Raw genomic sequence first — 21,734 nt, forward strand, 5'->3', positions numbered from 1 at the left:
TTACGATGTCGGGCGGCATCACCTCTGTGCCCATCCGCAATCAATCAGCCCGTCTTCGTCCGCCCGGGCAACAACGCCGCACCAACCGCCGCCACGGCGAAACTCGCGAGCCAGCACCAATAGCCGATCGCGTCGAGATGCACGGGTTCGACGTTCCCGGCTTCGTCGACGGCAATCTGGTGCTGCGACAGGAAGCTCATCCCGAACAGCAACGCCAGACCGGCCAGCACGACCGCCTGCGCGCGGTAGCGCTTCGCGGTCAGCTGCCAGGCGGCGAACACGAGCGGATTCGCGAGCCACGCATAGATACCGACGAGCACGCCCATCCAGCCCGTCAACAGCACCTGCCAGCCGTCGGCCCATGGATGCGGAGCGGGCGCGCCGGTGCGGAACGGCGCGGTGAACATGGCGACCAGATAGAACAGCACGCTGATCGCGAGCAACACGGTCGTGGCGCGGCCCATCGGCGGGCGAACGGGCGCGGTGGCGGAAGTCGATGGTTTCATGGGTGGGCCGGGTGTCCGGCGTCGCGGCGCGCCGCCGGACACCCCGTATGCACGTCGCTCAGACGCCTTCGACCAGCACGGCGCGATAGCGCGCGCCCTTGAAGCGGTGCTGGGCGACGGCCTGGTATTCGGGACCGTGATACCACGCGTGCGCGGCTTCCTTCGACGGAAACTCGACGATCACGACGCCTTCCGGGCCTTCGCCCTCGAGCGTTTCCTGCGGCCCGTAGGCTGCGAGCACCTTCACCGGATGCCCGGCGAGCGTTGCGCCAACCTTGCTCTGGTAGAGGTCGAATTCCTGCTGGTCCTGCATGCTTTCACGTGTAAACACGATGTAGGTGGCCAAGATGCGTGCTCCTGATGCGCTGCGTGGAAGGGGGAAGGGCCGGCCGCGCATCGCCTGGTTCGGCGAACGGCACGCGGCCTGCCAGCAGCTTACAGGGGTTTGCCGACGAACGTCGGGGCTGGCCGGGTGCGCATCCGGCCGGCTTGCCGCGTGCGACAACGGTCACCCGCGTACGGCTTTTGTCGCACGCGGATGACCGGAACGAAGGCCGTCACGCAAGCGTCGCGGTGGCCTGCATCGTCAGCCAGCCGTCGCGATCCTTCGCCCACAGCTCGATCGTCCGGCCGTCATCCGAAGGCTCGCCGCACAGCGTGAACGGCTCCCCGTCGAACGTCGGGCGCACCGCGCGGAACGCGAAGCTCGCGAGCGTCGCATCGGGCCGCTCGCGATGCACGAGATCGACGAGCAGCGTCGCGATCAGCGGGCCGTGCACGACGAGCCCCGGATAGCCCTCCTCCTGCGTCACGTAGCTGCGGTCGTAGTGGATGCGGTGACCGTTGAAGGTCAGCGCCGAATAGCGGAACAGCATCACGGCGTCGGCCGTGACCGTGCGCGACCACGTCTCGCCTGCCGGCGCCGCGACCGGCTTCGGCGCCGGCGAGCCCGGCTGCGGCGCATCGCGATAGACGATGTCGTGCTCTTCCTCGACGCACAACGCGCCGTCACACTCGATCCGGTGCTGCACCGTCACGAAGACGAGCCGGCCGCTGCGTCCCGTCTTGTCCTCGATGTTCTCGATCGTCGATTCGCGCGTCGCGCGCCGCCCTGTACGTAGCGGCGCATGGAAAGTCAGGCGGCCGCCGGCCCACATGCGGCGCGGCAGCGGCACGGGCGGCAGGAAGCCGCCGCGCTTCGGATGGCCATCGGGGCCGACTTCGGCCAGTGGCGCGACGGGCAGGAAATAGAGCCAGTGCCACATCGGCGGCACGACATCGCCGGGCGACGGGCGGTCGAGCGTGGCGGCCAGCGCATTCAGCGGGAACGCGGTGATGTCGTCGCCGAGCGTTTCGGTCTTGCCCAGCCATGCGTCGAGCGACGCCTGGCCAGGGGGCTGAGAGGATGAAAGGGACACGTGCGGAATCTCCGGGTGGCTTGCAACGGCCTCAATATGCACGCCGCGCGCCGTTTCGCGAAGCCGGATTTCCCGAACCCCGGCTTCGAACCTGCCTGACCTGCCGAGCGGCCCGGCCGGACGACTTTCGTCTGACCATTCGATCGCAGCCGCCAAACGCACCACCCGTGCCGGCACATCCTTACAGCTTGACCATCCCCGGCACGCCGCCTAAATTGCTTCAAACGAGCGGGCCGAACCGCGCGCAGCATGTCATCCGGGCGACAAAAACGATAGTTTGCTATCGAATTAATTTGCCCCTATCATCTCGCCCATGACCAATCTGCACGACCTCCGCCTCGCCGTCAGCAGCCTTCTCGTGCTGTCCGCGCGCAAGTGGCGCCGCACCAGTGACGGCGTGCTGACCACGTACAACGTGTCCGAGGCGTGCGCGACGCCGCTGCTGATCGCCGGGCGCCTCGGCGAAGGCGTGCGCCAGGGCACGCTCGCCGAATACGTCGGCATCGAGGGGCCATCGCTCGTGCGCCTGCTCGACCAGCTGTGCGCGGCCGGCCTCGCGCGCCGCGACGAGGATCCGCACGACCGCCGCGCGAAAACGATCTCGCTGACGGCCGCCGGCCGCGCGGTCACCGCGAAGATGGAGGAAGACCTGCGCGTGCTGCGCGCACAGGTGCTCAAGGGTGTCACGCGCGCCGATCTCGAAGCGACGCTGCGCGTGCTCGACGCCTTCAATGCGTCCGAGTCGCACACGCCCGCCGCACGCGCCTCCCACACCGGCGACGCCACGTCATGACCTATCCGAGCCTTCGCGACTGGCTGTTCTCGGGCAAGACGTTTGCCGCGTCGATGCTGGCGCTGTATCTCGGCCTGTATTTCCAGTTGCCGCGCCCGTACTGGGCGATGGCGAGCGTCTACATCGTGTCGAACCCGTTCGTCGGCGCAACGCGCTCGAAGGCGCTGTATCGCGCGCTCGGCACCGCGCTCGGCGCCGCCGCCGCGATCTTCTTCGTGCCGCCGTTCGTCGAGACGCCGCTGCTGTTCGCGATCATCGTCGCCACCTGGTGCGGCACGCTGCTCTACCTCGCGATCTCCGATCGCACCGCGCGCAGCTATGTGTTCATGCTCGCCGGCTACACGATGCCGCTGGTCGCGCTGCCGACCGTGACCGATCCGTCCACCGTGTTCGACGTCGCGATCGCACGTACCGAGGAGATCGTGCTCGGCATCGTGTGCGCGAGCGTGGTCGGCAGCGCGATCTTCCCGAACCGGCTCGCGCCGACGCTGATCGAGCGCACCGACGCGTGGTTCAAGGATGCCGCGTTCTACGGCCGCGAGACGCTGTCCGGGCACATCGCCGGCAAGGCGCTGTCCGCGTGCCGGCAACGCCTCGCGGCGACCATCACGGGCCTCGAATTCCTGCTGAGCCAGCTGAGCTACGACCATGCGCACCCGCGCATCCTCGCGCGGGCACAGGCGCTCGCGGGCCGGATGCAGCTGTTCCTGCCGCTGATGTCGTCGCTCGCCGATCCGTTGATCGCGCTGATGCGCGACCTGCACATCCGGCCGGCCGGGCTCGACGAGTTGCTCGCCGATGCCGCGACATGGTTCGACGCGCCGCTGCCGGCCGTCCGGGCCGGCACCGACGGCGACATGACCGACGACCCGGTCGCGCAACGCCTGCGCGAACGCATCGCCGCGCTGCAGCCGGCCGACGACGCGCTCGCGAGCTGGGACGGCGCGCTGCTGTCGAACGCGCTGTGGCGGCTGCGCCAGGTCATCGACATCTGGCAGGACTGCCGCTCGCTGCGCGCGCTGATCGGCAACGAAGCGGGCGTCTGGCAGCCGCGCTACCGGCACTGGCGGCTCGGCGGCACCGAGCGCTTCTTCGATCGCGGGATGATGCTGTTCTCGACGCTGACGGTGGTCGCCGCGATCGTGTTCGCGAGCTGGCTGTGGATCGCGTCCGGCTGGCACGACGGCGCCGCCGCCGTCACGCTCGTGGCCGTGTCGTGCAGCTTCTTCGCCGCGCTCGACGAGCCCGCGCCGCTGGTGTTCAAGTTCTTCCTCGCGACGACCGCGAGCGTCGTGTTCGCGGGCCTGTACCTGTTCGTCGTGCTGCCGCACGTGCACGATTTCGCGATGCTCGTCGTGATGTTCGCGGGCCCGTTCATCCTGATCGGCACGCTGCTGCCGCGCCCGCAGTTCAACATGGTGACGATGCTCGTCGCCGTGAACACGGCCACCTTCATCAGCATCCAGGGTGCGTACGATGCCGATTTCTTCGTGTTCCTGAACAGCAACCTCGCGGGTGTCGCCGGGTTGTTGTTCGCCTATGTATGGACCCGTGCGACACGGCCGTTCGGCGCGGAACTCGCGGTACGGCGCCTGCTGCGCTCGGGCTGGGAAGACGTCGCGCGCTCCGCGTCGACACAACCGCTCGACGACCAGCGCAACCACGCGTCGCGGATGCTCGACCGCGTCACGCAGCTGCTGCCGCGCCTCGGCGCGTCCGACGATCATCGCCACCCGTCGATCGAAAGCTTCCGCGACCTGCGCATCGCGCTCAATGCGCTCGACCTGCGCCGCTCGCGCCGCCGGCTGTCCGGCGACGTGCCCGACGCGATCGACCGCGTGCTGGCCGGCGTCACCGATCACTACGAACGCTGCGCCGCCGCGAACGCGCGCCAGCCGGCGCCGCCCGCGCTGCTCGCGACGATCGACGACGCACTGCAACGCGTCGCGGGCCGCAACCTGCCGGGTGCCACGCCGGCCGACGACGGCACGGCGCCCACCGCGCCCGCCGCACCGGCCACGCCCGCCACGCATCGCCGGCTGCGCGACACGCTGCACGCGCTCGTCGGCCTGCGCCTGTCGCTGTATCCGGCCGCGGCCGGGCAGCCGCCGCAGGCGCCGGACGGAGCACGCGCATGATCCCGCTTTCCCATCCGTCTTTCCGACCGCGACCATGATCGGCGAAATCGATATCTTCGGCGTATTCGTGCCGGCCCCGCTCGTGCTGATGCTGATCGCCTACCTGATCAACATCGTCGTGCGCGCCGTGCTCGAGCGCGTCGGCTTCTACCGCCTCGTCTGGCACCGTTCGATCTTCGACCTCGGCATCTACGTATTCGTATTTGCCGCCGTCGTGATCGTGTCCCACCATCTCGTGGCTACCTAACGTGAAAAAAACCTGGCTCTCGGCAGGGCAAATCCTGCTCACCCTGATCGTCGTCGTCGTGGCTGCCGTCGTGCTGTGGCGCATCGTCAACTACTACATGTTCTCGCCGTGGACCCGCGACGGTCACGTGCGCGCCGACGTGATCCAGGTCGCGCCGGACGTGGCGGGCCTCATCACGTCGGTGCAGGTCGCCGACAACCAGGAGGTCAAGCGCGGCCAGGTGCTGTTCGTGATCGACCAGGCGCGCTACGCGCTCGCGGAACGGCTCGCCGAAGCCACGCTTGCGCAGCGCCGCGCGACGCTCGCGCAGGCGAAGCGCGAGTACGCCCGCAACCTGCAGCTCGGCAACCTGGTCGCGAGCGAGCAGGTCGAGGAAAGCCGCACGCGCGTCGAACAGGGCGAAGCCGCCGTCGCCGATGCGCAGGTGTCGCTCGACACCGCGAAGCTGAACCTGCAGCGCACGACGATCGTCAGTCCCGTGGACGGCTACCTGAACGACCGCGCGCCGCGCGTCGGCGAATACGTGCCGGCCGGCCGCGCGGTGCTGTCGGTCGTCGACCGCAATTCGTTCCGCGTCGACGGCTACTTCGAGGAAACCAAGCTGCGCGGCATCCACATCGGCCAACAGGTCGACATCATCGTGATGGGCGAGCCGCGTGCGCTGCGCGGCCACGTGCAGAGCATCGTCGCGGCGATCGAGGATCGCGACCGCACGCAGGGCGCGAACCTGCTGCCGAACGTGAACCCCGCATTCAGCTGGGTGCGGCTCGCGCAGCGTGTACCGGTGCGCGTCGTGCTCGACGAAGTGCCCGACGATTTCCGGATGATCGCGGGCCGTACCGCGACCGTCTCGATGCGCGAAGCCGACACGCGCCGCAACGACAAGGCAAAGTCGGCGGTCGCCGCACCGGTATCGACGGCTTCCGGCGCGGCCGCCAGCGCGGCAGGAGCATCGCAATGAAGCGGCACGGTCTGCGCCTCGCCGCGACGCTCGCGCCGCTTGCACTCGCACTCGGCGCGTGCAAGTCCGTCGGCCCCGATTACACGCTGCCGCAGCAGGCGTACGTGAATGCGCCGCTCGCGAACCATGCGCTCGACGATGCGAACGATACGCTCGTGTCGCGCGACGCCGTGCCCGGCAACTGGTGGCAGCTCTATGACGACCCCGTGCTCAACGGGCTCGTGCGCGATGCACTGAAGTCGAACACCGACCTGCGCGTCGCCGCGGCCAACCTCGCGCGCTCGCGCGCGGCGCTGGAAGTCGCAAGCCAGCAGGGTGGCTTCTCGGGCGGCGCGGAGGCCGCCGTGCAGCGCGCCCAGGAATCGGCCGAGCAATACCTGCTCGAGAACAAGCTGCCGGTCGTCAACGAAGGCACGGTCGGCATCAACGTGTCGTACGAGATCGACCTGTTCGGCAAGCTGCGGCGCGGCGTCGAAGCCGCGCGCGCGGACAGCGAAGCCGTCAGGGCCGCCGGCGACCTGGCACGCATCACGGTCGTCGCCGACGTCGTGCGGGCGTACGTCGAGTCGTGCTCGGCCGGCGACGAGCTCGCCGTCGCGAAGCAGTCGCTCGCGCTGCAGAAGCAGCGCGTCGCGCTGTCGCAGCGGCTGCGCGATGCCGGGCGCGGCAACCAGACCGACGTGACGCGCGGCGTGACGCAGGTGCGCACCCTCGCCGCCGATATCCCGCGCTTCGAAGGCCGCCGCAAGGTCGCGCAATACCAGCTCGCCGCGCTGCTCGCACGTTCGCCGGCCGACTTGCCGAAGGCCGTCGCCGAATGCGAGCGCCTGCCGAAGCTGCGCCAGCCGATTCCGATCGGTGACGGCGCCGCGCTGCTGCGCCGCCGCCCCGACGTGCGCGCAGCCGAGCGGCAACTCGCGGCCGCGACCGCGCGGATCGGTGTGGCGACTGCCGCGCTGTACCCGTCGATCAGCATCGGTGCGTCGGCCGGCTCGGTCGGTGTCGCCGCCGACCTGTTCTCGTCCACGACGAATCGCTGGTCGTTCGGCCCGCTGATCAGCTGGTCGTTCCCCGTCAACGGCCAGCGTGCGCGCGTACGCGAGGCCGAAGCCGCGACAGGTGGCGCGCTCGCGCACTTCGACGGCGTCGTGCTGAACGCGCTGCGCGAAACGCAGTCGAGCCTCGCGACCTATGCGGCCGACGTGCAGCGCACGGAAGCGCTGCGCACGGCGTATGAATCGGCACGCAATTCCGCCGACGAAACGCATCGCCTCTATCTGGCCGGCCGCGAGTCGTTCATCTCCGATCTCGACGCGACTCGCACACTGACGAGCGCGCAGGCGCAGGTGGCGGCAGCCGAAGGCCAGGTCGCGACCGACCAGGTGCGGCTTTTCCTCGCGCTCGGCGGGGGGTGGGAATCCGACGGTACGACGGCCGCAGCGGACGCCCGTCCCGCCGCGACTCGCACCGCCGCGACACCCGCGACCAGCGAGTAATCACGGCAGCGCTGTCATCTTCAGTACATCACGCGCACCTGGCGAAGCGCTCGGCGGCGGCGGGCTTTCCTGATTCGCGCCATAGCGCCGGGAGGACGACGAGCACCCACGTTGACGGTAAACTGGCAAATGCATTTCCATTCATCTTTCGCCGCTGCACTCCCAGCGGCATCCACCCGGAGATCCATCATGCGAACCAGCGCCCGCAACCATTTCGCCGGCCAGGTCAGCGCCGTCAAGACCGGTGCCGTCAACGACGAAATCACGCTCCGCACGCAGGACGGCCTCGACATCGTCGCCGTGATCACCCATGGCAGCGCGGCTTCGCTGGGCCTCGCGGCCGGCTCGAAGGCATTCGCGCTCGTGAAGGCGTCGTCGGTGATCGTGATGGTCGACGTCGACAGCAGCAAGGTGTCGGCCCGCAACTGCGTCGCAGGCACCGTATCGTCGGTTGCGAAAGGCGCGGTCAATTCGGAAGTCGTGATCAAGGCCGCGGGCGGCGCCGAAATCGTCGCGATCGTCACCAACGACAGCGTCGATCGCCTCGGCCTCGCGAGCGGCACGGCTGCGTCCGCGATCTTCAAGGCATCGAGCGTGATCGTCGGCGTCGAGTGAACGCGTGACGATCGCGATGGCGATCCGTTTGGCACGGCGCATTCACACGAATCGCGCCGTGCGGCTGCCGGTCGGATGCGTGCGATGACAACCGCGTTCGATCACGCTCGGCAACGGGCGCTGCAGGCGTTGCTGTCCGCGGCGGCCAGTGCCGATACACCCGATGCACGCCTGTTCGGCGCACTCGTTGCGGCACGCGCGCGCCGCAACGAACTCGGGCTGCTCGGCCTGTCTCGTCGTCAACTGGTCGGCCTGCTGACGCGGCAGTTTCCGCACCTGCCTGCGGCCGATGTCGCAGCGCTCGCGCCAACTGCCGCGATGGCCGTGCTGCCATCCACTCACGCGGCGTTCGTCGCCACGCTGCACACGCGGCTGATGAACGACGCGAATCCCGCCGCCGACCGCGACGACACCGGCTGTCTCGCGTCGATCGTCGCGCATGCCTGCCTGCGCCCCGATCATCTATGGCGCGATCTCGGGCTCGACGGGCGCGACGCGGTATCCGCTATGCTCGATCGCTATTTCCCCGCGCTTGCCGCGCGTAACGTCGCTCACCTGCGCTGGAAGAAATTCCTTGCACAGGAAGTGGCCGCCGCGCTCGATGTGCCGCCGGGCCCCGCCCCCGGGTGCCCGGGCTGCGAGGATTTCGGCTTCTGCTTTCCTCACGCGCGATAACCACCGCGGCGGCCGGGCTGCCCATTCGAGTCGTCGCCTCCCCATCCGGAGAACCCGCCCCATAAACGGTTACCTTGCACACCGTATCGCCTGCTGTTCATGACGCGGTCAATGCCGGTGCCGGTGATGAATGTCCGGAAAATGCGCGTGGCTATGCGTGATCGGCAGATGCACGTGCGGATGCGTGTGCGGCTCGTTGCCGTCGTACGCAAAATCGTGCGCATGCTGGTGATGTTCGTCGTGCCGATGCCGATGCGTGTGCTCGAGTGGCTCGTGCGTGTGCGCGTGTTCATGCCGTTCGCGAACGTGCAGCCAGATCCCGAGCGCCATCAGCACGGCCGCGATCCAGAACGTCGCGGGCGGCAGCGCGGGCCAGATCAGCAGCGACAGCACGACGCCGAACAGCGGCGCGATCGAGAAATATGCGCCCGTGCGCGCGCTGCCGAGATGACGCAGTGCGACGACGAACAGCACGAGGCTGATCCCGTAGCCGCCGAGCCCCGTCAGCATCGCCGCAGCCGTGACCGGGACAGCCGGCAGCGTCGCGCCGGTCGCCAGCGCGATACCGATGTTCACGGGGCCGGCGATCAGCCCCTTCGCGCACGCGATGACCATCGCATCGTTTGCGGCCACCTTGCGGGTCAGGTTGTTGTCGACCGCCCAGCACAGGCATGCGCCGACGATCAGCAACGCGCCGACCGGCACGCCTGCCTGGCCCGGCGTCCACGACAGCAGCGTGCCGCCGGCGACGATCGCGACCATTCCGAGGAACACCTGCGAATCCACGTTCTCGCGAAACACGACCCACGCGATGACAGCCGTCAGCACGCCCTCGAGATTGAGCAGCAACGCACTCGTCGCGGCGGGCGTGCTCGACAGCCCGAGCATCAGCAAAGCCGGGCCGGCCACTCCGCCCGCTGCAATCGCGCCGGCCAGCCAAGGCAGGTCTGCACGCTGCAGCGGCGCGGCGCCGCCGGTCGTCGCATGCCGGTTGTGCAGGCGGCGAAGCAGGATCCCGATACCGAGCCCGACGCCGCTGCCGAGATAGAACAGACCGGCGACCATGAACGGCGACATCGCACCGATCAGCGCCTTGGCGAGCGGTGTCGCGGCGCCGAACAGCGCGGCAGCGGTGAGCGCGACGAGAATCGCGGAATGTCTCGAGTGCATGATCCGGTTCGAATTGACGTTGAAAGGCGCTGGTCGTCGCAGCGGTGGGCTCGTCATACCTTTCGCAATGCAAGCTGCATCGCAGCCGGCCAGCTTGCGCGCGACCTGACGACCTCGACGAGATTATCGCGCGCCATCATGTCACGATGACCGGGCGCGAACGTCCACGCGCCGGTCGATGGCTTCGGCATGCCTCTATTTTAGGAACACGAATTAATTGAACGAAGCGTTGCCGTGTTCGGTATAGGCGTACCGTTCATGCGCAAACGACAAAGTCGAAACAACGCGCGTGCAGCATCGATCGGCAAACTTTCTTCGTCTGGTCGCGTGGTCTGTTCGAGGTGGGATAGGTGAGAGCCCGGCACGTCGAGCACCGGTGGGAGCAGTCCTGACCTGCCTCGGTCGAGGCAGGTCAGTCTGTCGGGTCATTCACCGCAGGCGATGTGCCTGCGGGACGGCGCCGTGCGGTATGCAGCGGCGCGGTGCGGATTACGCGTTTCCGGCCGTTTGCTGCTCGACCTGCGGCGCTGCGTCGGCTTGCGCTTCCACGTTTGCCGGTTGCGGCTCGGCGGCGGCCTCGGCCTGCTGCTCTGCCTTCGGCTGCTGCGGCGCGCCCTTGGCCGCTTGCCCCGCGCCCTTGTTGCCAGGGCGACGAGCCTTCAGGCGGCGAGCCCGAGCCGCATCGTCATGCGTGACACGCCCTGCTTCGTTACCCTGCAGATCGACCCGCACGGCGTCTTCGACGAGGCACGACCAGTAACGGTTGCCACGGCACCACGTCGACATCGCTTCACGCAGTTCGGCTTCGCTGAGCCCGACGGCCTGTGCTTCACGTGCGAGGTCGTCCCAGATACCGACCTTGAGCGGCACTTTGGGGGCCGGATTCTTCGGGAACGCACGCGGAAACTTGCGCTGCAGCTTACCGATCGCAACGATGACCGGATCGACCGGCGCCGCCGGCTTCGCCGAAGCCGGCTTCGCGCGGTGCGCCGCTTTGCCGCCGGCCGCAGCCGGCTTGGCGCCACGCTGCGGCTGGTCGCCGGACTTCGGCTTCGCGCCGGTGTCCGCCGGCGCTGCCGGCCGCTTCGCGTTGCGCTCCTGCTTGGCCTTCGCTGCGAGCTGCGCCCGCAATTCGGCAAGTTGTTCAAAACCCATAAATTCAATCCACCAGGAATATAAGGTGTGGTTCGTGCGGTCATGCCGCGCGGCGCACAAGCTTCGCCGCCATGCGTGCGACCCGTCTGCCGCCGATGCGGAACACTACGGGGCCGCATCGCGCACGCCACTCTGTTTTCAGGCACCCGGCCACGATGCCGGACAAGGCAGGAGTGGAAGTATACCGGTACGCGCGGCGGCCGGTTGACTCACTGGTCTGCGTTGGCCCGATTCGGGGTACCGGAAATGCGTCCATGCGGTCGTGTTGCGCATTATATGGATACGTTTCCGGAAGTCACGCCGTTCACTCTCGTTGGCGGAAATCGGGGCCATTTTCCGTGCTGCGATTGCCCCGGCGGCACCGATCGACGCCCGACACGGGGTATTCCGCCTCGGGACATCGAACGCGATCCCGCGGCATCGGTGCGTCTCGGCCCCGGCTGCGATTCTGCAATCCGGGCAGCGGCGTCGGCTGCGTGCGAATCAACGATCACGGCAATCGATCGGCGCAATTCCCGTACCCATTCGACAGCATCGATGCCCGCACGCAACTCGTTGCGTCCGCATCCATTCCGTGACGCACGAAGAGGCAGAAAAGTGCGTAGTATGGCCGGATCGATGACGTCGGCAGCATACCTCGGCCCGTTTCGCCGCGCCCCGCCGGCGAGCCGCCGACATCCCGCTTGCCAGCCAAAAGAACGAACCGGTTGTACGAAACGGAACAGAGACATGGTTCCCCCACACGACATCCCGCACGACGGCATCACGCGCGAGGAGATTCACCATCGGCAAATCGACATGCGCGGCTATCGGCGCAGCGACGGCCGGTTCGAAGTTACGGCCTGCCTCGCGGACCGCAAAACCTTTGATTTCACGCCGCCGGGCGGCACGCGGACGGTCGCTGCGCTGTCGCCGATCCACGACCTCGGTGTGACGCTGGTCTTCGACGCCGACATGGTCGTCCGCGCCGTGTCCACGTTCCTCCGGTCGCATCCGTATGCGCAGTGCCCGGGCGGCGGCGACTCGCTGCAGGCGCTCGTCGGACTGAGCATCGGCGCGGGCTGGAACAGCGAGATTCGCAAGCGCCTGCCGTCCTGCGATACGTGCACGCACCTGAAGGAGTTGCTCGGCCCGATCGCCACCACGGCCTATCAGACGATGGTCGGCATGCGGAAGTCGTCGCTCGAGGCGCGCGATGGCAACGGAAAACCGCTCAAGATCGACAGTTGCCATGCCTATGGCGCTTCGCGCGATCTCGTGAAACGTCTTTGGCCCGAATATCACCGGCCTTCCGAGGCGACAAAGGGCAGCTAAGGGCCGGGCATTCGGCCAGTACCGTGCCCCGCACGATCGGTGCTGCCCGAGGAGACGCGCGTCGCATGCACAAACGTGCGTCGACCGGCCATCGCAGTTGCAGTCGCAGCGCTCGCGATCAAAAAACGCCCAGTGAGAGTCCCGCTGCAAGCCCAGCGCCCAATTCGGCGCAGCGCGCGAGATCGTCGCCGTCGATCGTCTTCGCCGCGAGGATGCGTTCCGGCGTCTGCGCGTGCGTACAGACGATCAGGCCCGGCGCCACGTTCTTCAACCGCCATCCGGTCGCGATCCGGTCGATCTGGCGCAGCGCGTTCTGCCCGTCGCTTCCCGCGCAGATCATCACCGCATACGGGCGGCCGTTCACGCGATCGAGCGCCGCGTAGTAGCAGCGGTCGAAGAAATCCTTCATCAGCCCGGACATTGCCGCGAGATTCTCCGGCGTGGCGAACAGATAGGCGTCGGCGGCCAGCACGTCGGCCGCGCTCGTCGCGTCGGCGCGCTGCAGCCTCACGTCGACGCCAGTTTGCTCGCGCGCAGCGCCGGCGGCCGCTTCGGCCATCTGTTGCGTGCCTCCGGTCATCGTGTGGTAGACGATCAACAGCGTCTTCATTCGTCGTGACTCACGTTCGGTTCAGGTGTGCTGACGGCATCGCCGATTTCCGCTGAATGGCCGGAGATCCGATAAGACATCCCGCGGTCGCTTTCCCGGATCTGCCGGTTTGCCGGCGCGTCGTTACGAAGCACGTTCCGATCATGCACGTTGCGCCAGGTTCGATTCGCGCAAGTTCGACCGGATACACGATCAGTCCGTTACGCCGCGCGACGCGTCGGCATGTTCCGGCTGCGCGTAGTACGCGAGAAACATGTCGGCGGCGGATTCAGCGACTTTCTGTTGCTCCGGCTCCGCGAGCGGCGGCTGGCCCATCGTTATCTGCGGCCAGAACGCGAATGCCTTCACGACACCGTGCAACTGATGCGCGGCAAACACCGGATCGGTGACGGACAGGCGTCCGGCCGCCGCGGCCGTCCGCACCCAGACCGTCATGTCTTCCTCGCGTTCGCCGAGGCGCTCGACCATGTCACGCGCACGTTCCGGCGAATGGATGGCCGCACCGATCGCGACGCGTGCGAGCGACAGAAATGCCTCGTCGCTGAGCAGGCGCATTTTGCGATCCAGCAATGCGAGCAATTGCTCGCGCAGCGGCACATCGGCACGATAGGTTGGCGAACTGCCTGTCCGGGTCGCGTCCCACAATTTTTGCAGGATGGCGGCGAACAACGTTTCCTTGCCCGGGAAGTGGTTATAGACCGTGCGTTTCGACACGTCCGCACGCGCGGCGATGCGATCCATGCTGGTCGCGTCGTAACCCGACGCGAGAAATTCCTCGATGGCCGCGTCGACGATGGCCGCGCGCTTTCGATCGGTCAGGCGCTGAGGGGGAGTGCTGGTATCCATCCAGAAATTTTACACCGGGTAGTTTACTTATCCCAAAAATAAACTACACTGTTTAGTGTACTTTATCCTCCGGACGAACCGACATGGCATCGCCTCTCGTTTTGATTCATCGCATTCTGGGTTTGGCGGCCGCCCGGCGCGGCCGCGCGCTGTCCGGCGGCTCGCCGCAGCACAATGGTGAGCGCTTCAGCAATGTCGCGCCCCGTCCGGTCGATGGATTGGGCAAAACGCTCGGGATCGCCTGGAACGTGCTGTTCAACAAGCCGCGCAATACCGTGCCCGCAGGGCAGCTACCCGTCGATTCGTTGACACGCGCGGAGCTCGACGCGGCCCCCGATCGCAGCCTGTACCGGCTTGGCCATTCGACGCTGCTGCTCAAGCTGCGCGGCGAATTCTGGCTGACCGATCCCGTGTTTGCCGAGCGCGCGTCGCCGTTTCGGCGCGTCGGCCCGAAGCGCTTCCATGCGCCGCCGATCGCGCTTGAAGATCTTCCGCCGCTGCGCGGCGTGATCCTGTCGCACGATCACTACGATCATCTCGACCGCGACACGGTGCTCGCGCTCGCGGCCACCACCGGCGTGTTCGTGACGGCGCTGGGGGTCGGCGACCGCCTGATCGAATGGGGCATCGACGCGAAGAAAGTCCGCCAGCTCGACTGGTGGCAAAGCGTCGACGTGGCCGGCCTGACGCTGACCGCGACACCAGCCCAGCACTTTTCCGGGCGCAGCCTGTTCGACGGCAACAGCACGCTGTGGGCGTCCTGGGTCATCGTCGACGACGACTTGCGCGTGTTCTTCAGCGGCGACACCGGCTACTTCGACGGGTTCCGGACGATCGGCGAGCGCCTCGGGCCGTTCGATGTCACGCTGATCGAAACAGGCGCATACGACGCGCAATGGCCGTATGTGCACATGCAGCCGGAAGAGACCGTGCAGGCGCACATCGATTTGCGCGGACGCTGGCTGGTCCCGATTCACAACGGCACGTTCGATCTCGCGATGCATCGCTGGCAGGAACCGTTCGAGCGCGTCACGGCACTGGCGATCGTACGAGGCGTCGATCTATCGACGCCCAGGATGGGCGAGCGCCTCGCACTCGACGAACCGCATCGCGGCGAGCGGTGGTGGCGCACGGTCGACGAGCGCGCGACGTCCGTTGCCGCGAAATCGCGCCGTTGGACGCTTTGCGCGTCGCAGGCCACGAAGTAAAACCCGCCGATCGTTGTACATTTTCCCGGAGCGCGGCAACGCCGCGACTCCGGCAGGCGCGTTGCCGGCGTACCCGCACGTCGACGGGCTGTCTGTAGACCCGATTACCTGAGTAGAGAGTCATGCATCCGGCACCCGTCCGATACGCACCCGGCCACCCCGTCGACAACGCCACCCTCGCCGCATTCAACCCCGTTGCCCCCCGATCGACGAGCCGCAGCCGGGAGAACGACCTGCGGCAGACGCTCGCAGAGCGCGTCTCGAGATGGACGAAAGACGTCGATCACCTCACCACGGCCATTCCGAACCTGAGCCTCCATCGAAGGGAGGTGACAACGCAGCCGATGGATTGCATGGTCGAGCCGAGCTTCGGTCTCGTCGTCCAGGGCACGAAGCGGCTCATTCAGAGCGGCGATGTGTATCTCTGCGACGCCAACCGCTTTCTGATCACGTCCCTCGACTTGCCCGGTTCGACGCAGGTCATCGAGGCCAGCCGCGAAAGGCCGTTTCTCGGAATCGGGCTCAAGCTTGATTTTCGCGTCATGGCTGAACTGATGGCGCAGGTCGCAGCGGATCACGACGAAGCCCCGGCAGGCCGCGGCCTCGTCGTCGGCGATATGAACGAACCGCTCTACGACGCGGTGAACCGGTTGCTGGCATTGCTGGATGACCCAAACGCCATCGCAGTTCTCGCACCGTACGTCGAGCGGGAAATCTATTACCGGCTGCTGACGAGCGACCAGGGTGCCCGTCTGCGTCAGATTGCGTCCGCCGGCAGTCAGGGCAACCGCGTGTCGCGGGCGATCCAGTGGTTGCGGACCCATTACGACGAGTCGCTGCGGGTCGACGATCTGGCGGCGCAGGTGCAAATGAGCAGTTCGACCTTCCACCACCACTTCCGCCAACTCACCGGCATGAGTCCGCTGCAGTACCAGAAATGGATACGGCTCAATGAGGCGCGTCGACTGATGTTGTCCGAGCGGCTCGACGCCACGTCGGCCTCGTTCAGGGTCGGATATGCGAGCCCGACGCAGTTCAATCGCGAATACAGCCGGTTGTTCGGTAATTCTCCGCGGAGAGATATCGATAGCCTGCGAAGCGGAGCAGATGTCGTTCTTTCGGTAGCGGCGACGTATTGATCATCGGAACGGTACCGGAGATGTGAAATACCGCGTTTGGTGGTATCCGCAGAATGCTTGGGTCGCCCCCTTCACGCGTGGAGGGGGCGACCCGCTTGAGCCCAACGAGCGCAGCGAGATGCGCGCTTGTTGTTTTCCCCGAATTGATTGCTCGGCAGCCCGCCGCGAATTCAAATTAGGTATCGAGCGGTGCGTGGGTGCCTCGCGGCGTCGGACCTGTATCCAAAATCGCAAATGTTCATCGGCTAGAGGTAGTCGTCTCATGCCGCCCTCTTGAATTGATGAGGACTTTGCCGTCTCCGCAACCAAGTCGTCTCAGTGCCCTCCGGAGGCTCGGCCATAAACTCTGCAGTGTGAGGAGTGTCGCGCCATGCTTCGAACCGCCGATTTGCGCGGTGAGCGTGTGCGTTGTCACGTGACAACTCTCGCTGATAGATCGGCGCAGACACCTAAGAAGGCGCTCGACGCCTTGTCGAGATGCATCTGATTCACCTCAGTTCGATTCATCTTGGCATCAGATCGACTGATTGCATTTTGAATACTACGAATAACGTATCATAAATTACATATTGAGCCGTATTCACACCGCCCCTGGCTCGAAGAATGCGAAATGGCCATACGCCCCTATTTACGAGGTTGAACTCGGCGATTTTGCGTGAAACAACATGAAGAATATCGCGCAACCCATTGCCAGATAAGGACTTCCGCGAACACCGAATTTCTTGGAAATGTTTCACGATCCGGCCCGTTTGAGTTGTTATGTGGCCATCAACACTGAAGTTCGTCGCAAACGAAGCCCCATTTGCATGGCTGGCGCGCAGAGGTCCCGGAAGTCGAGAGTACGCGCGGCAAAGCCCGTACCCTCCCCTTCCGTACAACACTCTCGCAATGTTGGCCTGACCACTCCAATTAAATGGGGCCATATCATTAGCGCCCATGACACTCCCTCGTGGGCGCGACCCAGCAAGCTGACCGGCGTCTTTCCTTTCGCACGTGACTGCAAATAGTCAGCGATGTAGCCTCCGCGTCTGCAGACCTATTGATGACTAGGGCTCTTCGACATAGGCGCCCCGTCGCTTCGACAAGCAAGCTCCCCGACACAACACTCCAGTTGTCACGTGACAACGCCGCGTCGAATGGAGCCAAGAAACTGCAGTCGCGACGACACCGCGATGCGAATCTCTTCTTTGGCGATCCAGCTGCTCACGCTCTATGAAGTTCGATCAAAACTCGTCCGGAGGGGCGACTCGGCACCGACGCGACCTCCCGCTCCGAACCGATTGTCACGTGACAACTCATCGCACGAGAAGCGGTCATGCCAAAAAACAGAACCAGTTTCGAACGTCGAATGATCTCCCATTGCTTTAAGTGCAGTCGAAGGAGAGATTTCCTTGCGCCGGATTACGTCGAGAAGGAACAAATGCCTGCTACTTGTCACGTGACAACCGAGTTCCCTCGCGACGCCTATGAACTGACTAACGGAAACCGTGGCGATTTTTGCCGCGAATACCGCGACCTCAAGCGCCTCGTCTCCATTTGCCAACGCTGCCATCGACATTGGGATTGATCGAAGTTTTGCTCGAGCTTCGTACGTGCTTTTTAATCTCGGTCGTCAATTTTATTTTTACTCGACCATCAATCACGAATGACTCATTAGCCATTCGGCACACTTGTCACGTGACAACCACACCGATCCTTAAGGCATACATCGCGTCGAAGGCTTTTCTGGACATTTCGACAATAACTGCATATATTACGCAAAACTCCGTGGAGGAATTTAATGGCTTTCAAGATCGCCGTCAGTAATCAAAAAGGTGGGACTGGAAAGACAACCATCTCCGTCAATATCGCCGCTGCATTCGAAGCCGGCGGCAACAAGGTCGCCCTGATCGATGCCGACCCTCAAGGCACGTCCGTCCGGTGGGTGACGAGCGGTGAGAACACGCTGCCGATGACGGTTCTCTCTCTAGCCCCTGCCGGCCGCGGTATCGGCGGCGAGATCAAGAAACAGGACTCGAACTTCGACGTGATCGTTGTCGACTGTCCTGGCAACCTCGAAGACCCGCGAATCGCCTCCGTGCTCGAGGTCGCCGACTTCTGCCTCGTGCCGCTGTCACCGTCGCCAGCCGATCTCTACAGCACGGTCGCGATGATCCGCATGATCGAATCGATGCGGTCCGTTCGCAACCCGAATCTTTCTTCCGCATTAATGCTGAATAGTGTTAATGGAAAAACTAAAATGCGTGAAGAAATTTTAAAAATTCTACGGGCTGAAGAAATAGGGGAGCATCTGCTCGACAGCCAGATCGCGCAGCGCGAGGTCTACCGTCAGACGTTTGCGCTCGGCACCACGATCCATCACCACAATCGCTATCTGAAGGGCCTGAAAGAAGCCCGTGCGGAAATCGAAAAGCTGGTCACGGAAATGGCCCAATACATCGCGTCGACGCGCGCTACCGGAGCCGCCCATGGCTAAGGACACATCGAAAGACAAGAAGCCGACCGGCAACCTGCATCTCGCAGCCGGCCTGCTGCGCGGACTCGCGCAGGAGAATGCGGCGCTCGAAACGCGGCTGCCCGAACCGGCGGCTGCACCGAACGTCGTCAGCGAAGCGGCGCCCGCCGGCGCTCCGGCCGCGGCCGCGCCGGCCAGCACACCGGATCTTGGCGCGCCCCAGAAGGTATTGGTCAAGGATTGCATTCCGAACCCGTTCAACCCGCGCGTGTTCTACTCGGAGTCGAGCCTGCACGAGCTCGCCCTGACACTGAAACGGGAAGGGCAGATCGAGCCGATCAAGGTTACGCGGCTCCCGGAGTTTCCCGGCAAGCTCGTGGTGATCGACGGGCAACGCCGGCTCCGCGCGACGAGCATCAACGGCGATGAAACCATCAACGCCACGTTCCGCACGGATCACACGCCTGAGCAGCTCTACACGATCGCGTATCGCGCGAACCACGACCACGAACGCCAGACGATCTTCGATGATGCGGTCGCGTGGAAGCGTCTCCTCGACGAGAAAGTCTTTTCCGACCAGAACACGCTCGCGGAAAAGATCGGCAAGGACAAGGCATCGATCAGCAAGACGCTGTCGCTCAACGCACTCCCGAACACACTGCTGGAACGGATGGCGAGCGCGAACGACGTGGTCGGCCTGCAGGCGGCGTACTTCCTGAAGCTGATCTTCGAACGCCTGGGCGAGCCGACTGCCGATCGGCTGTTGACGGCCGTGATCGACCGGAAAAAGTCGGTTCGTGATCTGGAGAATTTCCTGCGTGCGCAAAGCGACGGCAGCAAGAAAGCGGGACGTACGCGTTACAGCGTTCGCCATGACTTCGCGCTCGAATCGCGAGCGATCGGCCAGTTGAAAACCTATCCGGACGGACGTCTGGATCTGCAGCTCAAGGGCGTCGACGCATCGCATCAGGAAGCGCTCGCCGACAAGCTCAAGACCGTCATCGACGCGTACGTTGCCGAACTGGCAACGGCCACGCAACAGTAACGCGCGAAAAGCAGAAGGCCTCGCATCCGCGTAGCACCGCGAAGCCGGACGACGACGTCCGGCGCGCGACGCACATCCGGCTGCGAGGCCTTCGTTCAGTTGCCGGCGAGACTGCTTTTCAGCAGGAATTCCAGCAAGTCGTCCGAGGTCGGTTCGCCCCACGTATCCAGTGCGAGCCATCGGAAGAAGCTGGTCTGCGCGAGCTTGCTCGCCTTCTTCTTCGGCGACAGCGTCAGGTCCTTCGAGCCTGCCACCGTCTCGTTGTAACGCTCGATCAGCTTGGTCTGGTCGTCGATCTCCAGTTCGCGGAAATACGCGCCGGCTTCCTCGACCTTCGCCGCCAGATATTTGTCGCGAATCTGTTCCTGCTTGCTCTGCGCGGATTCCTTGGCCGGGGCCGCCGCTTCCGTTCCCTGCCCGTCGGACAGCGTGTAGCCGTGCGTCAGCGCCTTGCGGAAATACGCGGCCACGTTGTCGACCGGGGCCGCATTCTTCTTCGTAGTCCGATTGAGCGTATAGGCAATCGCCGCCTTGATGCGCTGCACGCCATATTGCGTGATCAGCCGGCGCGCTTCCGAGCGCGGGATGCCGAACTTGGCAACCTCCTCGACCAGCGCTTCGTTCTTGACGTCGCCATCCTCCACCGTATCGGTGCTCTGCTTGCGCGTCACCTTGAACTGAACCGCCTCCACGCTCCGGCCGGACTTGTGTTCGATCAACTCGAGCGTGTGATCCGAAACTTCGTTCACCTCCTGAATGCACGGCACCAGGACCTTGCTCTTGAACAGCTTGTATTCCTTGTACGACTGCGACGCCTTGTCCTGGCCGAGAATGAGGTCACGAAATTTCGGCAGCGGGATCTTCGCGGTGATGCCGATCCCCTCGTAGCGCACCGTGTTTTCCCACAACGCGAGCGAGTGCGACCGCCGGAACTCGCGGGCGATCCGCATATCGATCAGTGCGTAGATCTCGGGGTTGAGCAACTCGCTGCGAATCTGGTCGGAGAAGCTGTACTTCAGCACCGATTGCTCGAGCTCCGCGCCGGCGAGCAGGCCCGACGCTTTCCAGACGGTCGACCGATCCGCAGCCAGATAGTCCCAGTTGACGACGGTACTGATCAGCGAGTTGACCGTGTCCTTCACGTACTTCGTATTGTTGCTGTTCAACCCGCTCTCGTGCGAAAGCGATGCAAGCGAAATCGAGAAGCTCGTCCGGCCTGGCTCGAACGCCTCCTGTCGAAGCGCGTTCTTGATCAGCGAGCTGAACATCTTGCGCTGCTGCAGGCCGATCTTTCCGGACTTCGGCGCGATATGAATCGCCTGGACCGCCTTGCGCAGCAAGTCGGGAGGCTCGGGTGTCTGAAACAGTGAAACCTGTTTGTCTGAGCCTTTGCTTGCGGGCTTGCGCGGCATCGTAATGTCCGGATAAGGTGACCTTGTTGAGAGCGGACTTTATACCTTTTCGTGCCGCGGAGCAACGTCCTTGTTCCGGCTTTACTTGCACTACCTCCGCTAACCCGCAGATATAAAAGGAAAATTCACAATCAGAAGATCGGTGCGGAACCCCATATCCAGCTACCTTTCGACAAAAATGCTTCCCACAAGCCGCTACCTTTCATGCCCGGACGTGGAAACCCACCATGGGATTTGCCCTTGGCAAGGTAACCATCCATGGGAAGCAAATGAGGAGAATCGGGATCATTGGGGAAATTCGTGGTGCCCTGCAGCACAGACCGGCTTTCCTCCCATAACTTGCTACCTTCACCGATTCCCACAGGAGGGTACCTTTCGACAGGCTCCGCCCGCGTTGGCTGCGCAGATTTCCGCCCTGAAGGCAACCATCGCTCCCATAAACGGCAACCCATTGTTTTCCCCATAAAAGGTTACCTGTCGATCCCATCGATCCTGTCCATGGGAGCCAGCCACGGAAAATCCTGGAGAAAG

At 64.8% G+C, this 21,734-nt stretch carries 21 protein-coding genes; 12 read left to right on the plus strand and 9 right to left on the minus strand.

Annotated elements, in window-relative coordinates; genetic code table 11:
* Nucleotides 1–44: 44 nt before the first annotated feature.
* The 3 genes from CFB39_RS35400 to CFB39_RS35410 all read right to left on the minus strand — a co-directional run bounded on the left by CFB39_RS35400 (nt 45) and on the right by CFB39_RS35410 (nt 1,924).
* A complete protein-coding gene (locus CFB39_RS35400; RefSeq protein ID WP_144030366.1) occupies nt 45–506 on the minus strand; it encodes a hypothetical protein in 462 nt (153 codons plus the stop codon).
* Nucleotides 507–564: 58 nt separating this feature from the next.
* On the minus strand, nt 565–852 hold the full coding sequence (locus CFB39_RS35405) for a DUF1330 domain-containing protein (protein WP_039369252.1): 288 nt from the start codon (nt 850–852) through the stop codon (nt 565–567).
* Nucleotides 853–1,063: 211 nt separating this feature from the next.
* On the minus strand, nt 1,064–1,924 hold the full coding sequence (locus tag CFB39_RS35410) for a MaoC family dehydratase N-terminal domain-containing protein (RefSeq protein WP_179257783.1): 861 nt from the start codon (nt 1,922–1,924) through the stop codon (nt 1,064–1,066).
* A 313-nt stretch (nt 1,925–2,237) separates the two neighbouring features.
* Here CFB39_RS35410 and CFB39_RS35415 point away from each other — a divergent pair, with 313 nt between their 5' ends.
* The 7 genes from CFB39_RS35415 to CFB39_RS35445 all read left to right on the plus strand — a co-directional run bounded on the left by CFB39_RS35415 (nt 2,238) and on the right by CFB39_RS35445 (nt 8,849).
* Entirely contained in the window at nt 2,238–2,717 is a 480-nt protein-coding gene (locus tag CFB39_RS35415) for a MarR family winged helix-turn-helix transcriptional regulator (RefSeq protein WP_089476459.1), read from the plus strand.
* On the plus strand, nt 2,714–4,855 hold the full coding sequence (locus CFB39_RS35420; protein ID WP_089476460.1) for an FUSC family protein: 2,142 nt from the start codon (nt 2,714–2,716) through the stop codon (nt 4,853–4,855). Before CFB39_RS35415 ends, CFB39_RS35420 begins: the two co-directional genes overlap by 4 nt.
* 34 nt (nt 4,856–4,889) lie before the next feature.
* The gene (locus CFB39_RS35425) at nt 4,890–5,102 is read left to right on the plus strand and encodes a DUF1656 domain-containing protein (protein WP_011350409.1); all 213 of its coding nucleotides are present in this window, start codon (nt 4,890–4,892) and stop codon (nt 5,100–5,102) included.
* Between the two features lies 1 nt (nt 5,103).
* On the plus strand, nt 5,104–6,063 hold the full coding sequence (locus CFB39_RS35430; RefSeq protein ID WP_089476461.1) for an HlyD family secretion protein: 960 nt from the start codon (nt 5,104–5,106) through the stop codon (nt 6,061–6,063).
* Nucleotides 6,060–7,559: an efflux transporter outer membrane subunit gene (locus CFB39_RS35435; RefSeq protein WP_089476462.1), complete on the plus strand. Its 1,500-nt coding sequence runs from the start codon at nt 6,060–6,062 to the stop codon at nt 7,557–7,559. The genes CFB39_RS35430 and CFB39_RS35435 overlap by 4 nt, the downstream gene beginning before the upstream one ends.
* Before the next feature lie 189 nt (nt 7,560–7,748).
* Nucleotides 7,749–8,174 carry a molybdopterin-binding protein gene (locus CFB39_RS35440; RefSeq protein ID WP_069249909.1) on the plus strand — a complete coding sequence of 142 codons (426 nt, stop codon included), beginning with the start codon at nt 7,749–7,751 and terminating at the stop codon, nt 8,172–8,174.
* A gap of 84 nt (nt 8,175–8,258) precedes the next feature.
* Nucleotides 8,259–8,849 carry a nitrogen fixation protein NifQ gene (locus CFB39_RS35445; RefSeq protein WP_089476551.1) on the plus strand — a complete coding sequence of 197 codons (591 nt, stop codon included), beginning with the start codon at nt 8,259–8,261 and terminating at the stop codon, nt 8,847–8,849.
* Between the two features lie 108 nt (nt 8,850–8,957).
* On the opposite strand, the gene CFB39_RS35450 is transcribed toward CFB39_RS35445, so the two are convergent.
* Nucleotides 8,958–10,019, minus strand: coding sequence for a DMT family transporter (locus CFB39_RS35450; RefSeq protein WP_089476463.1), 1,062 nt, complete (start codon nt 10,017–10,019; stop codon nt 8,958–8,960).
* Nucleotides 10,020–10,508: 489 nt separating this feature from the next.
* On the minus strand, nt 10,509–11,174 hold the full coding sequence (locus CFB39_RS35455) for a ProQ/FinO family protein (RefSeq protein ID WP_089476464.1): 666 nt from the start codon (nt 11,172–11,174) through the stop codon (nt 10,509–10,511).
* A 729-nt stretch (nt 11,175–11,903) separates the two neighbouring features.
* Here CFB39_RS35455 and CFB39_RS35460 point away from each other — a divergent pair.
* Entirely contained in the window at nt 11,904–12,488 is a 585-nt protein-coding gene (locus CFB39_RS35460; protein WP_089476465.1) for a DUF2889 domain-containing protein, read from the plus strand.
* A 118-nt stretch (nt 12,489–12,606) separates the two neighbouring features.
* On the opposite strand, the gene CFB39_RS35465 is transcribed toward CFB39_RS35460, so the two are convergent.
* Both CFB39_RS35465 and CFB39_RS35470 read right to left on the minus strand, forming a co-directional pair.
* Nucleotides 12,607–13,098, minus strand: a complete 492-nt coding sequence (locus CFB39_RS35465) for a flavodoxin family protein (RefSeq protein WP_046547221.1) — start codon at nt 13,096–13,098, stop codon at nt 12,607–12,609.
* Nucleotides 13,099–13,290: 192 nt separating this feature from the next.
* On the minus strand, nt 13,291–13,944 hold the full coding sequence (locus CFB39_RS35470) for a TetR/AcrR family transcriptional regulator (RefSeq protein ID WP_089476466.1): 654 nt from the start codon (nt 13,942–13,944) through the stop codon (nt 13,291–13,293).
* A gap of 83 nt (nt 13,945–14,027) precedes the next feature.
* Here CFB39_RS35470 and CFB39_RS35475 point away from each other — a divergent pair, with 83 nt between their 5' ends.
* From CFB39_RS35475 to CFB39_RS35490, 4 genes are all read left to right on the plus strand, one after another.
* Nucleotides 14,028–15,152, plus strand: coding sequence for an MBL fold metallo-hydrolase (locus CFB39_RS35475; protein WP_089476467.1), 1,125 nt, complete (start codon nt 14,028–14,030; stop codon nt 15,150–15,152).
* A 122-nt stretch (nt 15,153–15,274) separates the two neighbouring features.
* On the plus strand, nt 15,275–16,291 hold the full coding sequence (locus CFB39_RS35480) for an AraC family transcriptional regulator (protein ID WP_089476468.1): 1,017 nt from the start codon (nt 15,275–15,277) through the stop codon (nt 16,289–16,291).
* A 1,780-nt stretch (nt 16,292–18,071) separates the two neighbouring features.
* Entirely contained in the window at nt 18,072–18,767 is a 696-nt protein-coding gene (locus CFB39_RS35485) for a ParA family protein (RefSeq protein WP_089476469.1), read from the plus strand.
* On the plus strand, nt 18,760–19,791 hold the full coding sequence (locus CFB39_RS35490) for a ParB/RepB/Spo0J family partition protein (protein ID WP_089476470.1): 1,032 nt from the start codon (nt 18,760–18,762) through the stop codon (nt 19,789–19,791). The genes CFB39_RS35485 and CFB39_RS35490 overlap by 8 nt, the downstream gene beginning before the upstream one ends.
* A gap of 95 nt (nt 19,792–19,886) precedes the next feature.
* On the opposite strand, the gene CFB39_RS35495 is transcribed toward CFB39_RS35490, so the two are convergent.
* The gene (locus CFB39_RS35495) at nt 19,887–21,203 is read right to left on the minus strand and encodes a replication initiation protein (protein WP_039369202.1); all 1,317 of its coding nucleotides are present in this window, start codon (nt 21,201–21,203) and stop codon (nt 19,887–19,889) included.
* Between the two features lie 131 nt (nt 21,204–21,334).
* On the minus strand, nt 21,335–21,520 hold the full coding sequence (locus CFB39_RS39875) for a hypothetical protein (RefSeq protein WP_144030367.1): 186 nt from the start codon (nt 21,518–21,520) through the stop codon (nt 21,335–21,337).
* Nucleotides 21,521–21,734: the final 214 nt, after the last annotated feature.

The organism is Burkholderia sp. AU6039 (genome assembly GCF_002223365.1).
Classification (GTDB): domain Bacteria; phylum Pseudomonadota; class Gammaproteobacteria; order Burkholderiales; family Burkholderiaceae; genus Burkholderia.

Excerpts from the sequence above, each read along its gene's own strand:
- CFB39_RS35400 (WP_144030366.1), bottom strand. The coding sequence starts at position 506 with ATGAAACCATCGACTTCCGCCACCGCGCCCGTTCGCCCGCCGATGGGC.
- CFB39_RS35415 (WP_089476459.1), top strand. The coding sequence starts at position 2,238 with ATGACCAATCTGCACGACCTCCGCCTCGCCGTCAGCAGCCTTCTCGTG.
- CFB39_RS35420 (WP_089476460.1), top strand. The coding sequence starts at position 2,714 with ATGACCTATCCGAGCCTTCGCGACTGGCTGTTCTCGGGCAAGACGTTT.
- CFB39_RS35425 (WP_011350409.1), top strand. The coding sequence starts at position 4,890 with ATGATCGGCGAAATCGATATCTTCGGCGTATTCGTGCCGGCCCCGCTC.
- CFB39_RS35435 (WP_089476462.1), top strand. The coding sequence starts at position 6,060 with ATGAAGCGGCACGGTCTGCGCCTCGCCGCGACGCTCGCGCCGCTTGCA.
- CFB39_RS35440 (WP_069249909.1), top strand. The coding sequence starts at position 7,749 with ATGCGAACCAGCGCCCGCAACCATTTCGCCGGCCAGGTCAGCGCCGTC.
- CFB39_RS35445 (WP_089476551.1), top strand. The coding sequence starts at position 8,259 with ATGACAACCGCGTTCGATCACGCTCGGCAACGGGCGCTGCAGGCGTTG.
- CFB39_RS35450 (WP_089476463.1), bottom strand. The coding sequence starts at position 10,019 with ATGCACTCGAGACATTCCGCGATTCTCGTCGCGCTCACCGCTGCCGCG.
- CFB39_RS35455 (WP_089476464.1), bottom strand. The coding sequence starts at position 11,174 with ATGGGTTTTGAACAACTTGCCGAATTGCGGGCGCAGCTCGCAGCGAAG.
- CFB39_RS35460 (WP_089476465.1), top strand. The coding sequence starts at position 11,904 with ATGGTTCCCCCACACGACATCCCGCACGACGGCATCACGCGCGAGGAG.
- CFB39_RS35465 (WP_046547221.1), bottom strand. The coding sequence starts at position 13,098 with ATGAAGACGCTGTTGATCGTCTACCACACGATGACCGGAGGCACGCAA.
- CFB39_RS35470 (WP_089476466.1), bottom strand. The coding sequence starts at position 13,944 with ATGGATACCAGCACTCCCCCTCAGCGCCTGACCGATCGAAAGCGCGCG.
- CFB39_RS35475 (WP_089476467.1), top strand. The coding sequence starts at position 14,028 with ATGGCATCGCCTCTCGTTTTGATTCATCGCATTCTGGGTTTGGCGGCC.
- CFB39_RS35480 (WP_089476468.1), top strand. The coding sequence starts at position 15,275 with ATGCATCCGGCACCCGTCCGATACGCACCCGGCCACCCCGTCGACAAC.
- CFB39_RS35485 (WP_089476469.1), top strand. The coding sequence starts at position 18,072 with ATGGCTTTCAAGATCGCCGTCAGTAATCAAAAAGGTGGGACTGGAAAG.
- CFB39_RS35490 (WP_089476470.1), top strand. The coding sequence starts at position 18,760 with ATGGCTAAGGACACATCGAAAGACAAGAAGCCGACCGGCAACCTGCAT.
- CFB39_RS35495 (WP_039369202.1), bottom strand. The coding sequence starts at position 21,203 with ATGCCGCGCAAGCCCGCAAGCAAAGGCTCAGACAAACAGGTTTCACTG.